Raw genomic sequence first — 12,250 nt, 5'->3', positions numbered from 1 at the left:
CCCGGTCCAGAGCCCCGGGGTCGGGGTATTTCCGCAGGTCGCGGCGGCGCTCAGAGGTTGTTGACCTGTTTGGTCCTGATGGTTCCGTACACCGGCAGGCCCTCGGTGAGCACGCGCTCGGACGACTCGGCCATGCGCCCGTCCACCGCGCCCACCGCCTCGGCGATCGCGAGTGAGGCGCAGACCTGGGCGATGTCGGTGTAGATGCGCGCGACCTCCAGCGGGGAGGCGTCCCCGGCCTTCTGCACCTTCTCGATCGCGCGCGCCACGTAGGACTTGGCGAGCACTCGCAGGTCTTCGTCCTCGCCGCCGTGCCTCGCCATCATCTCCCCCATCGCCCACGTGAACGCCGGAAGGCGGGCCGCCGTACCCGCCGATTCCGAGGGTATAAGGGGCATGCCTCGACTTGTCAGTGGTTTCCGGGGCGCGTGGTGCGTTTCCGGAAGATGATCGCGAATGACGGCTTGGCGGCGCCGCCTGGTGGTAGAACTCCCTATGTATGGAGGACCGTCGCGAACTTCTGCTGGAGCTCGGCGGGCTGATCCGGCGGCTGCGCAAGGACGCCCGGCTGACCGGTAAGGAGCTGGCCCACCGGGCGGGTGTGGCGCAACCGACCATCTCCAAGATCGAGACCGGCCGGATGCTGCCGAGCCCGGAGACCGTCACCCAGGTGTCCGAGGCGCTGCGGCTCGGCGACGACGAACGCCGCAGGCTGGCCCGGGTGCTGGCGCGCGTGCAGCAGGAGGTGGCCAACCTCGGGACCGGCCTGGCGGGACGCGAGCGGGCCCTCGGCGTGCGCGCGGCGGCCGCGTCGCTCCTGCGGTCCTTCCAGCCCACGGTCGTGCCCGACCTGCTCCAGACCGCCGAGTACGCCCGCCACGCGCTCACCGCCGTACGGCCGGCCGACGACGAGGACCTGGCCCGCGCCGTCGCCGCCCGGGTCGAGCGCCAGAGCGTGCTGTACGAACCCCGGCACGAGTTCCACTTCGTGCTGGCCGAGTCCGCGCTGCGCGCCGGTCCGCCCGGGGCCATGGTGTCCCAGCTCCACCGCCTGGCCACGCTGGCGTCCCTGGACCACGTGCGTCTGGGCGTGCTCCCCTGGGACGCCCGCGTGCCCGCCGTGCCGCTGCACGGGTTCACCCTGTACGACTCGTCGGCGGTGCTCCTGGAGACCTTCACCGGCGACGCCACCCTCACCGCCGAGGACGAGGTCAGGGCCTACGGCGAGGTGTTCACCGCCTTCGCCGCGGCCGCCCGCTACGGCGACGAGGCCCGCCCCCTCCTGGACCGCATCGACCACCACCACCGCGCCCTCCTCGGCCGCTGAGAGCCCCCGGCCGCCGACCCAGAAGCCCTGCCGCTCGCCGACCCCGGAGCCGGCCGCTCGCGGGGCCCGGGGCCGGTCACTCCTCGGGGCCGGTCACTCCTCGGGGAGCCCCCAGAACCGGCCGCGCAGGCCCGCCTCCCGGAGGTACTCGGCCGCCTGGGTCGGTTCCCGGCGGCGGTAACCGCGGTCGAGGCGACCGGCGTACCAGCCCCGGGCGAGCCGCCACAGCGTGGACACGTCCATGACGTACCCGCGATCGTTCCCGGTGCGGGCGAGCCACTCGTCCACGCACGCCTCGCCGCAGAACAGCCGCTGGTTCCCGCAGGTGCGGACCACGTCGTCCCACATCCGGGACACGGGCACGAGGAAGTGGGCGACCTGGTTCCCCGAGGGCGGGGCGTCCCGGCCCACCGACCACGCGTGCGGCGCCCCGCAGCCGGGGCAGCGCGTCGAGACCAGCACCTCGGGGTCGCCGGGCAGCAGGTGGGGCATGGCGAACGAGTCCCAGGCGCATCCGCCCCACCACAGCGTCCAGGCCCCCATGACCGCGAAGCCCAGCGGGACGGACGAGAACGGATGCGCCATGACCACCTCGTCGCCCGGCCCCAGCACGAGGTGCCGCCCCTCGTGCAGCGCCCGCAGCCCGCTCCGCGCCTCCCCGGCCCCGAACCGCTCCGCGAGCACGGAGAACTCCGGCGCCCTGCCCGTCAGGGCGAAGGAGGTGTAGACGGCCAGGCGGAGGTCCTCGGTATCCATGCCGCCATTGTCGGACGAATCACCAGCGGCCCTGAATCAGCATGTCCACATAGACGAGATTGACCACGACGTGGACGAGGATGACCGCCCAGATGTTGCGGTAGCGGGCCCAGAGGTAGCCCTGCATGAGACCGAAGACGCCCTGCACCGCGACCATGCTCGCCAGGCCGAAGCCCACGTCCGACCAGTCCAGGCGCGTCGTGTGCATGAGGGCGAACAGCAGGGACGAGCCGAGGATCGCGGGCCACCGGCCGTACAGCGTCTCCAGGCGGGTCTGCAGCCAGCCCCGGTAGAAGATCTCCTCCAGCACGCTCGCCGTCAGCAGCGTGACCAGGGAGGCCACGGCGAGCGTGACGGGGTCGGGCAGGTCCTGGGTCAGCGGCGTGGCCAGCGGGCCGAAGTGCGACAGGACGAACCAGGCCGCCATCGCCGGCAGCGGCGCGAGCCACACGACGGGCCGGGGGATCGCCCGGGCGCGCGGGCCGCCGCCGCGCGACAGGCGGAGGACGACCAGCGGCACGACCAGCAGGAGCAGCAGCTTGGCCAGGGGGTACCAGTCCTGGCCCGGCCGGCCCGCGACGACCGCCGAGAACACCGCGGCGGCGCCCACGAGCGCCCAGGCCTCCCGCGCGATCCGTTGCCTGGGCAGGCCGGCCAGCGGGAGCGGCGGCTCGGCGCGCGGCGGCACGAGCCGGGTGAGCACGATCGCCGCCAGCGGGGGCAGGATCGCGGCCAGGAGCGGCACTCCGGCGGCCCCCGGGTCCGCCGAAGGCTTGATCTCGGTGTGCCCCGTCGCGAGCAGCCAGGCGTAGGCGGCGGCGAACGCCGCGAGCCCGGCCGCCACCGCGACGGGCCTCCCCCGGCCCGTGCGCACGTCCATCACGGTCATGCGACCATCCTCGGCCGCGGCCCGGCCCGTCGCATCGGCCTGCCGGAGGGACCCCGGATCAGTCTTTCGATGTACGGCCCCGGGGGCCGGGTCAGACCGAGATCGCCGCGAGGAGCGCGTCGGGGTCGGTCAGGTCGGGCAGCACGACGTCCGGGTGGGCCAGCGTGAGCTCTTCCACGTCGCTCTTGCCCGAGGCCACCGCCACGACCTTCGCCCCGCCGTCCCGTCCCGCCCGCACGTCCGCCGGGGTGTCCCCGATCAGGACGGTGGTCGTGCGGTCGAAGACGCGGCCGAGGCGTTCCCTGGCCCGGCGCTGGGCCACCCCGACGAGGTTCGCGCGGACCCGGTCGTCGTCGCCGTAGGCCCCGACGTCGAAGTCGATGTGCCGCTCCAGGCCGAAGGTGCGCAGCTTGATCTGCGCCGCGACGCGCGGGTTGCCGGTCAGGACGGACTGCACCACCCCCGGCATGCCGTCGAACGCCGTGAGCGCCTCGGCCGCGCCCGGCAGCACCCGGCCGCGGGCGCGCATCTCGTCGGCGCGGGCGGTGTATCCCTCCGCCTGCGCCACCACGAACCGCTGGAAATAGTCGCCCGGGTCGTCCAGGCCGTACATCTCCAGGGTCTCCAGGAAGATCTCGGGCTCGGTCCGGCCCGAGACCGGTGCGATTTTCTCCACCTCCGTTCCGGTGATCTGTTCGAACGCCGATCGGAAGACGTCGCTTCCGACCCCTCCCGTCTCGATCAGCGTGCGGTCGATGTCCCAGAGAATGAGCCGATTCATCGTTACGTACCGTCTCCGCCGAGAGGATCTCTCTTCAAGACTCGCACAGCCGGGGGCGTATCCCTTTACTGTGGTTGGGGCAGCCCGGAGCCGACCCCCCCTTTGTGCTGGAGGAGCGGACGGAGCGAAATCACATGACCACCACGGCCACCGAGATCCCGATCGGCGAGCGCGTCAGGTTCTATCGGCAGGCCCAGCAGAAGAAACAGGCGGTGGTGGCCGGCCTCGCGGGCATCACCGAGGACTACCTGTCGCAGATCGAGCGGGGTGTCCGCACCCCCACCGTGCCGTTGCTCCACCGGCTGTCCCGCATCCTCGACGTGCCCGTCGCCGCGCTGTTCGGCGAGCCGTCGTTCGAGCCCGACAGCACCGTCCACCCCATCGGGGCGGTCCTCCAGCGCACACTCACGTCGTACCACGCGGTCAACGGCGACCACGACGCGGCCGAGCTCGGGCTGCTGCGGACCCGCCTCGGGGAGGCCTGGACCACCTGGCAGACCTCGCGGGCCAGGTTCAGCGAGACCGCCGCCCTCATCCCCGAGCTGGTGGCCGACGTCCAGTCCGCGACCCGGTCCTTACGCCGGCACGACGACGCGGGCGTGCGCCGGGAGGCGTGCCGGCTGGCCGCCGACATGTACTTCCTGCTGCGCACGTTCACCAAGCGGATCGGCCGCCCCGACCTGGCGCTGCTGGTCGCCGACCGGGGGGTGTCGGCCGCCGAGGACGCCGACGACCCGCTGCGGGTGGCCGCGGCCAAGTGGAACCTGGGCCAGATCCTGCTCTCGCGCAACGAGCCGGAGAGCGCCGAGGAGCTGGCCATCTGCGGCGTGCGGGAGCTGCGGCGGGCGCTGCCCGAGCAGACCCCGGACCGGGCCGCGCTCGAAGGGGCCCTCTGGCTGGTCGCCGCGGTCGCCGCCGCCCGCAACGGCGACTGCTGGACCGCCCGCGACCGGTTGCGCGACCAGGCCATGCCGGCCGCCGAGGTCTCCGGGGACGGCAACGTCTTCTGGACGGTGTTCGGGCCGACCAACGTCATGCTGCACTCGGTCAGCGTGGAGATGGAGGCCGGGGAGACCGCCGAGGCGCTCCGGCTGGCCGACCGGGTGGACCTGGCCTCCTCCCCCTCGCTCGAACGCCGCACGACCTTCGCGATCGAGGTCGCCCGCTGCTACGAACTCCGCCGCGAGGACGCCGCGGTGTTCCTCCACCTCCTCAACGCCGAGTCGACCGGGCCCGAGGACCTGCGTTACAACGTGATGGCGCGCGATCTCGTCCGGGGTCTGCTCAAGAGGGCCCGCCCCACCTACGCTTCGCAGGTCAACGGCCTGGCCGGGCGGATCGGCCTCTACGCCTGAGCCTGTCCGGGACCCGCCCGAGCCCACCGCTCGGGCGGTTCCGGAGGGTGGGAGCCCCTCGACCACCCGAGCTGACAGCACGGGTCGCCGGGCCGGACCTCCCGTAGCGTCTTCCCTGGAACGCCGCACCGTTCCCCCCGTAAGCGCACGACGGCATCTAGCGAGGGACGGACCTCCGTACGGTATGACTGACGGAAAAGAGGACCAGATCACGGCCGCGGCCGTGAACGAGGTCTACGAGTGGGAAGTCCTGGTGTCGCGCGGCCCGGGTCCGGAGGAGCTGGGCCCCTGCGGGACCAGCCGATTTCAGGCGATAGCGGTCGCCCAGGTCACAGGCCAGCTCCGGGACCTGCCCGCGGGGACCCGGGCGCGGGCCCGGATCAGGCGGCGGCTGTTCACGTTCGCGGTGCCACCGCGCGAGGAGCCCACCCGCGAGATCCTCACGGCGGAGCTGGGCGCGGACGGCATCGTCATCTGGACCCAGGTGCCGCCCCCGTCCCCGCCCGCGGACTAGACCGCCGCACTGGGCTCCGAGCGTACGGCCGGGGCCGGGCTCGGGCCGTACGGCTGGGCGGGGTCACGCGGTGTCCTCGGGCAGGGGGTCGTCGGTGGCGATGCGCTGGAGCAGGGCGAGCGTGGCCCGGCAGTCGCCGAGTGCGGTGTGGTCGCCGGCCGGGAGCCGGTGGCGGCGCCAGTCTCCGAGCTCGTCGTCCCACTCGCCCTGGTAGCGGGACCAGGCGCCCATCGCGCAGCGCCAGGCGGCGACCTGCTGCTTGGCCCAGGTGACCCCGGTGCCCTCGCCGCGCACCCGGTCGATCTCGGCGATCAGCAGCGGCCTGTCGTAGTCGCGGTTGTAGACGACCACGCCGCGCCGCCGCCCGGCCAGGGCCTTGGTCACGGCGGGCAGCACCTTGGCGAACGGCGGGGCGCCCGCCACCGTGTCGTCGGTGATGCCGTGCAGGGCGGTCGTCTCGGGCGGGATCGGCACGCCGGGATCGACGAGGGTGTCGAGCAGCACCTCGCCGCGCATGTCGATCGCGGCGATCTGCACGACGCGTGAGGTCGAGGTGTCCAGGCCGGTCGTCTCGGTGTCGAGTATCACGGCGTCGGAGTACAGCAGCCGGTCTGCCCAGCGAATCGCTTCGCGGCGGGCCCTTTCCGGATCGCGATAACCGTCGGCCGGGAAAAGCCAGGCGGTCTTGAGCACGCCCCCGGTGCGCCATTCGACGACGCCCGCGGCCGGGCCGGAGGCCTGCAGGCCTTCGTCGGTGAGCTCTTTCCGGGTTCGCAGGTGGGCGGGCCTGCTTTTGAAGGTGTACCGCGGAAGTCCGGACGGATCCGACGAGATGATCATGGAGCCGGATATAACACCGGGCACTGACATTTTCGCTCCGCCCCCGCCGTCTTTTTCCGCTTTCCCGACCGTTCCGCGACCCCTTCGTCAACGCGCGGAATATCCGATCCGGCGGAGCGGGCCGGGGCCGAGCGGGGGCACCTGGGGCCGTTCCGGCCGAAAACCGTTTGGGGCGCGGCTGGGCGCGGCCTAGCATCGGGGGCATGGCAGCCATGTGCGCGTCGGCCTCCGGCGCCGCCTTCATCCGCATCCGCGAGGTTCCCGCCCTGGTCCGGGCCGGCCTCGCCTGACCGCCGTCCGCGCGCTGATCGCGTCTTCACATCGCGCGGCGTGCTGATCGCGTCTTCGCCGCGCGTGGAGCGCTGATCGCGTCCTCACGGCGCGTGGAGCGCTGATCGCGTCCTCACGGCGCGTGCCGTGCTGATCGCGTCTTCGCCGCGCGTCGAGCGCCTTCACCCGCGTGTGGTCGCGCTCTGAGCGCGTCTTCGCCGCGTGTGTGGCCGCGCCTCCCGTCCAGGGCCTTCGAGTGAGTTGTCCCAGACCTCCTCGGACGGGCCGCGGCGTGCCTTTCCCGTGCTCACGGCGAGCCCCCGCCGCCCGTCCGCCCACCGGCCCCGGCCGGACGCGAAGGACGGACCCAGTGAACCGGCGCTCTCTGTCGCAGAACTTCCTCAACGACCGCAGGACCATCCACCATCTCGTGCGCGTCGCCGCCCCCGCCCCCACCGGCCTCGTCGTCGAGGTGGGCGCGGGCGACGGCCGCGTCACCGCCGTGCTCGCCGCCCGCGCGGGCCGCGTCGTGGCCCACGAGCTCGACCCGGCCCTCGCCGTACGGCTGCGCGAGCGCTTCCGCGGTCACCCCAACGTGCGCACGGTCCAGGGTGACTTCCTGCGCTCCCGGCCGCCCCGGGAGCCGTTCGCGGTGGTCGGCAACATCCCCTACGCGTCCACCTCGGCCATCGTCCGCTGGTGTCTCGCGGCGCGGTCGATGACCTCCGCCACCCTGATCACGCAGGCGGAGTACGCCCGGAAGCGCACGGGGGCCTACGGCCGCTGGACCAAGGTCACGGTGGAGAGCTGGCCGTTGTTCTCCTGGCGTACGGCGGGGCGCGTCTCCCGCCACCTGTTCACCCCGGTCCCCCGGGTGGACTCCGCCATCCTGCGGCTGGACCGCCGCGCCGCGCCCCTCCTGCCCGCGTCCGGCATGGCGGCGTACCTCCGCCTGGTGGCCCTGGGCTTCACCGGCCGGGGCGGCTCCCTCCACGCCTCCCTGCGGGAACTCCACCCCCGCCCGGCCCTGGACCTCGCGTTCCGCCGCGCGGGAGTGCCCAGGAACGCCCTCGTGGCCCACGTCCACCCCGACCAGTGGATCACCCTCCACCGCTCCCTTCACGGCTGACCCCCGTCGCCTTCTGCGAGAGGCACGGCGGCGGGGGTCGCCGGGAGTCCGTCGAGCGCTTCCCCACCGGGTTCGCGCTGCCGGTGCTGGAGTACGCCTGGGACGCCGGGGCCGTGCGCGACCGGGCCGCCTCCGCCGTCCTCAGCCGGAACTCGCCTAGAAGAACTCGTCCAGGAGGCGGTAGAACGCGATCTTGGACGGGTCCGGCGCGACGCCGTAGCGGGCGAGGAAGCGGTCCGCGCACGCCGGGCCGTACTGGGGGTTGAGCTCGCCGGACGTGAGGCTCCTGGTCATCAGGGCGAGGTCCTGGCAGCGGTCGGCCACGCCCGCCCGGCCCACGTCCACGACGCCCGTCACCCGCAGCGTCTCCGGGTCGAGGAGGACGTTGGGCAGGCAGAGGTCGCCGTGGCAGACCACGAGGTCCTCACTCGCGGGCGTCGTCGCGGCGAGCTCGGCGACAAGCCTGTCCGCGCTCCAGCCCGCGCGTTCGTCGTCGAGGTCGTCCAGGTCCACGAGGCCGGCCTCGGCGATCTCGCGCGCCTCGGGGACGGTCACCGCGAGGGTGCGGTCGAACGGGCACGTTCCGGCCGGGATCGTGTGGAGGTCGCGGGTAAAGCCGGCCAGCGCGTCCACCAGCGCCCCGTGCCGCTCGCGGGGCCAGTCGTCGGCGGCGGTACGGCCCGGCACCACGGTCGTGACCAGCCACGCCACGTCGTCGTCGGCGTCCTGCTCGACCACCTCGGGCACAGGAACGCCGCTCGCCCGCAGCCAGGCCAGCCGCTCGGCCTCGCCCCGCAGCGACAGCCCGGCGTGGTCCCGGTTCCCGTCGGCCTTCACGAAGTACGACGGGGTTCCCGTGAGCCGCCACACCCCCGCCCCGGACCTCCCGGCCTCGACCGGCTCCCACTCGTGCCCCGAGTACCGCCGCCGCAGCCGCTCAATGTGGATCATGGTCCCACCGTACGCCGGGACCGGGACGGGCCTCCCACGACCGCGTGGCCCGGCGCGGCGGGCTGAGGCCGTACGGCGGGCTCCGGCCGTACGGGGGGCGGGGGTGCTTTCGGGGAGCGGTGTCATCGCCGGAGGTCATCGCTCGGGCATGGGCGCGCGACACGGCGCGCGACGGGGGCGGTGCGTGACGTTCGGTGGCGTAGGGTGACCAAAGTTCCCATCACCGCCGGTCCCGGGGCAGTCGCGTCCGCCGCCCGTGCCGGGCCTGTCCGTCCTGCCCTCAGCGAGGAGTGCTTTCGCCCGTGCCCGTCGTCGCCCTCCGCGGAATCCGGCCCTACACACCTCCCCGCGGCCCCGTCCACGTGCCCGGGTGGCCCGGCTGGGCCTACCGCCTGGACACCCCCAGCCTGTGGCGCGTCGCCGCGCCGGGGACGGCGGCCCCCTGTCACCTGTTCCAGGCCCTCGCCTGGTGCCCCCGCGTCGAGGAGCTCCTGCTCGAACGCTGGCCCGAAGGCACCCGCGACCAGCGTGGCGCCGGCCTCGGGGGCCGGCTGAAGGAGGCGCGGGCCCGGGTGCGCGTGGGCGACGACTCCCTGGTGGTCCCGCTGGCCGCCCTGGCCGAGGCCGCGACCTGGGACGCCTTCCCGGCCGCCGTCGGCCACCGCCGCCGCGTCCCGGCGCCGGCCGCCGCCCATCGCGGGGTTCCGCTGAGCCCGCGGATCGGGCACATCCTCGGCGCCGTGGTCCTCCACCAGGCCGTGAACCTGCCCGGCGCGGAGGCCCACGCGCACGACCTCGCCGCGACGACGCCCCGGCCGGCCGAGCCCGCCCCGCACCTGGCCCGCCGCCTCACGGCCAGGTTCGCCGGGATCCGCCGCCACGACCGCCCGGTCCCGGCCCTCGGCCGCTCCCTCCACTGAACCGGGGGGAACGCGAGGCCGGGGCAGGGGCCGGGGACGCCGGGGGCCGGGCGGGAGGCGGGGTCAGGCCTTCACGTAGGCGGCGAGGTGCTCGCCGGTGAGGGTGGGACGGGTGGCCACCAGCTCGGCCGGGGTGCCCTCGAAGACGATCTTCCCGCCGTCGTGGCCGGCACCCGGGCCGAGGTCGATGATCCAGTCGGCGTGGGCCATGACCGCCTGGTGGTGCTCGACGACGATGACCGACTTGCCCGAGTCGACGAGGCGGTCCAGCAGCCCGAGCAACTGCTCGACGTCCGCCAGGTGGAGACCGGTCGTCGGCTCGTCCAGGACGTAGATCCCGCCCTTCTCCGCCATGTGGGTGGCCAGCTTGAGGCGCTGGCGCTCACCGCCGGACAGGGTGGTGAGGGGCTGGCCGAGGCTGAGGTAGCCGAGGCCGACGTCGGCGAGCCGGTCGAGGATGGCGTGCGCCGCCGGGGTCCGCGCCTCGCCGGAGCCGAAGAACTCCAGGGCCTCGGTCACCGGCATCGCGAGCACCTCGCTGATGTCGCGCCCGCCGAGGCGGTACTCCAGCACCGACGCCTGGAACCGCTTGCCCTCGCACTCCTCACACGTGGTGGCGACCCCGGCCATCATCGCCAGGTCCATGTAGATGACACCGGCCCCGTTGCAGGCCGGGCAGGCGCCCTCGGAGTTGGCGCTGAACAGCGCCGGCTTCACCCCGTTGGCCTTCGCGAACGCCTTGCGGATCGGGTCGAGCAGGCCGGTGTAGGTCGCCGGGTTGCTCCGCCGCGACCCGCGGATCGGGCTCTGGTCGATCGACACCACGCCCGCGCCGGGCGGGATCGAGCCGTGCACGAGCGAGCTCTTGCCCGAGCCCGCGACGCCGGTGACGACGACGAGGACCCCGAGCGGGATGTCCACGTCCACGTCGCGCAGGTTGTTCGCCGACGCGCCGCGGATCTCCAGGGTGCCGGTGGGCTTCCGCACGGTCTCCTTGACGGAGGCCCGGTCGTCGAAGTGCCGCCCGGTGATCGTGCCGCTGTTCCGCAACCCCTCGACGGTGCCCTCGAAGCAGACGGTGCCGCCCGCCGTACCCGCGCCGGGGCCCAGATCGACGACGTGGTCGGCGATCATGATCGTCTCAGGCTTGTGCTCCACGACGAGCACCGTGTTGCCCTGGTCCCGCAGGCGCAGAAGCAGGTCGTTCATCCGCTGGATGTCGTGGGGGTGCAGGCCGATGGTGGGCTCGTCGAAGACGTACGTGACGTCGGTGAGCGCGGAGCCGAGGTGGCGGATCAGCTTGGTGCGCTGCGCCTCGCCGCCCGAGAGCGTGCCCGCGGGCCGGTCGAGCGAGAGGTAGCCCAGCCCGATCTCCACGAACGAGTCGAGCGTGTGGCGCAGCTTCGCCAGCAGCGGCGCGACCGACGGCTCGTCGAGGCCGCGCACCCACTCGGCGAGGTCGCTGATCTGCATCGCGCAGGCGTCCGCGATGCTGATCCCGTTGATCTTGGAGGAGCGGGCCGTCTCGTTGAGCCGGGTGCCGCCGCAGTCGGGGCAGGCGGTGAACGTGACCGCGCGCTCCACGAAGGCGCGGATGTGCGGCTGCATCGCCTCCTTGTCCTTGGCCAGCATCGACTTCTGGATCTTCGGGATCAGACCCTCGTACGTGATGTTGATGCCCTCGACCTTGATCTTGGTCGGTTCCTTGTACAGCAGGTCACGCAGCTCGGTCTCGGTGAACTCCCGGATCGGCTTGTCCGGGTCGAAGAACCCGCAGCCCGAGAAGATCCGGCCGTACCAGCCGTCCATGCTGTAACCGGGGATCGTGAGCGCGCCCTCGTTCAGCGACTTGCTGTCGTCGTAGAGCTGCGTCAGGTCGAAGTCGGTGACCCGGCCCATGCCCTCACAGCGCGGGCACATGCCGCCGGTGATGGTGAACTCGCGCTTCTCCTTCACCTTCTTGTCGCCGCGCTCGATCGTCACGGCGCCCGCGCCGCTTACCGAGGCGACGTTGAAGGAGAACGCCTGCGCCGAGCCGATGTGCGGCCTGCCGAGGCGGCTGAACAGGATGCGCAGCATCGCGTTGGCGTCGGTGGCCGTGCCGACCGTGGAGCGGGGGTTGGCCCCCATCCGCTCCTGGTCCACGATGATCGCGGTGGTCAGCCCTTCGAGCACGTCCACCTCGGGCCGCGACAGCGAGGGCATGAAACCCTGGACGAAGGCGCTGTACGTCTCGTTGATCATGCGCTGCGACTCGGCGGCGATCGTGCCGAACACCAGCGAGCTCTTGCCCGAGCCGGAGACCCCGGTGAACACCGTCAGCCGGCGCTTGGGGATCTCGACGCTGACGTTCTTGAGATTGTTCTCTCGCGCGCCGTGCACGCGGATCGTGTCGTGAGTGTCGGCGGGGTGCGGCTCAAGCGACCGGTTGTCGGTCCCCGGGGCCATGCTCATCGTGTCTCCATCGGTAGGGGGCCGCCTTCACGGCGTCTTCGGCGTCGCCCGGCTCGATATGACC

General features: G+C 73.1%; 12 protein-coding genes. 5 read left to right on the top strand and 7 right to left on the bottom strand.

Annotated features, from left to right (window positions below; translation table 11 throughout):
• Positions 1-50 precede the first annotated feature (50 nt).
• On the bottom strand, positions 51-335 hold the full coding sequence (locus tag D5H75_RS09545; protein ID WP_147425101.1) for a hypothetical protein: 285 nt from the start codon (positions 333-335) through the stop codon (positions 51-53).
• Between the two features lie 164 nt (positions 336-499).
• Here D5H75_RS09545 and D5H75_RS09540 point away from each other — a divergent pair, with 164 nt between their 5' ends.
• The gene (locus tag D5H75_RS09540; RefSeq protein WP_119926052.1) at positions 500-1,327 is read left to right on the top strand and encodes a helix-turn-helix domain-containing protein; all 828 of its coding nucleotides are present in this window, start codon (positions 500-502) and stop codon (positions 1,325-1,327) included.
• A gap of 93 nt (positions 1,328-1,420) precedes the next feature.
• On the opposite strand, the gene merB is transcribed toward D5H75_RS09540, so the two are convergent.
• The 3 genes from merB to D5H75_RS09525 form a co-directional block, all read right to left on the bottom strand.
• Positions 1,421-2,083: an organomercurial lyase gene (gene merB / locus D5H75_RS09535; protein WP_119926051.1), complete on the bottom strand. Its 663-nt coding sequence runs from the start codon at positions 2,081-2,083 to the stop codon at positions 1,421-1,423.
• Positions 2,084-2,102: 19 nt separating this feature from the next.
• The gene (locus D5H75_RS09530; RefSeq protein ID WP_119926050.1) at positions 2,103-2,972 is read right to left on the bottom strand and encodes a CPBP family intramembrane glutamic endopeptidase; all 870 of its coding nucleotides are present in this window, start codon (positions 2,970-2,972) and stop codon (positions 2,103-2,105) included.
• A 91-nt stretch (positions 2,973-3,063) separates the two neighbouring features.
• Entirely contained in the window at positions 3,064-3,753 is a 690-nt protein-coding gene (locus D5H75_RS09525; RefSeq protein ID WP_119926049.1) for an HAD family hydrolase, read from the bottom strand.
• 134 nt (positions 3,754-3,887) lie between these two features.
• Here D5H75_RS09525 and D5H75_RS09520 point away from each other — a divergent pair, with 134 nt between their 5' ends.
• Positions 3,888-5,108, top strand: coding sequence for a helix-turn-helix domain-containing protein (locus D5H75_RS09520; RefSeq protein ID WP_119926048.1), 1,221 nt, complete (start codon positions 3,888-3,890; stop codon positions 5,106-5,108).
• Positions 5,109-5,292: 184 nt separating this feature from the next.
• The gene (locus D5H75_RS09515; RefSeq protein WP_119926047.1) at positions 5,293-5,622 is read left to right on the top strand and encodes a hypothetical protein; all 330 of its coding nucleotides are present in this window, start codon (positions 5,293-5,295) and stop codon (positions 5,620-5,622) included.
• 63 nt (positions 5,623-5,685) lie between these two features.
• On the opposite strand, the gene D5H75_RS09510 is transcribed toward D5H75_RS09515, so the two are convergent.
• Positions 5,686-6,462, bottom strand: a complete 777-nt coding sequence (locus D5H75_RS09510; protein WP_202638003.1) for a 3'-5' exonuclease — start codon at positions 6,460-6,462, stop codon at positions 5,686-5,688.
• A gap of 640 nt (positions 6,463-7,102) precedes the next feature.
• Between D5H75_RS09510 and erm the strand changes: the two genes are divergently transcribed.
• Entirely contained in the window at positions 7,103-7,861 is a 759-nt protein-coding gene (gene erm, locus D5H75_RS09505; protein WP_119926045.1) for an ErmE/ErmH/ErmO/ErmR family 23S rRNA (adenine(2058)-N(6))-methyltransferase, read from the top strand.
• 156 nt (positions 7,862-8,017) lie between these two features.
• On the opposite strand, the gene D5H75_RS09500 is transcribed toward erm, so the two are convergent.
• Entirely contained in the window at positions 8,018-8,812 is a 795-nt protein-coding gene (locus D5H75_RS09500; protein ID WP_119926044.1) for an APH(3') family aminoglycoside O-phosphotransferase, read from the bottom strand.
• Between the two features lie 302 nt (positions 8,813-9,114).
• Between D5H75_RS09500 and D5H75_RS09495 the strand changes: the two genes are divergently transcribed.
• Complete coding sequence (locus tag D5H75_RS09495) at positions 9,115-9,732, top strand: hypothetical protein (protein WP_119926043.1); 618 nt, start codon at positions 9,115-9,117, stop codon at positions 9,730-9,732.
• Between the two features lie 63 nt (positions 9,733-9,795).
• Here the strand turns inward: D5H75_RS09495 and D5H75_RS09490 are convergent, their stop codons facing one another.
• Complete coding sequence (locus D5H75_RS09490; protein WP_119926042.1) at positions 9,796-12,186, bottom strand: ATP-binding cassette domain-containing protein; 2,391 nt, start codon at positions 12,184-12,186, stop codon at positions 9,796-9,798.
• Positions 12,187-12,250 lie beyond the last annotated feature (64 nt).

The sequence above is a fragment of the Bailinhaonella thermotolerans genome, assembly GCF_003594875.1.
GTDB lineage: Bacteria > Actinomycetota > Actinomycetes > Streptosporangiales > Streptosporangiaceae > Bailinhaonella > Bailinhaonella thermotolerans.
Note: the sequence above shows the minus strand (reverse complement) of the source record. Positions and strands in the feature narration are given on the sequence as shown.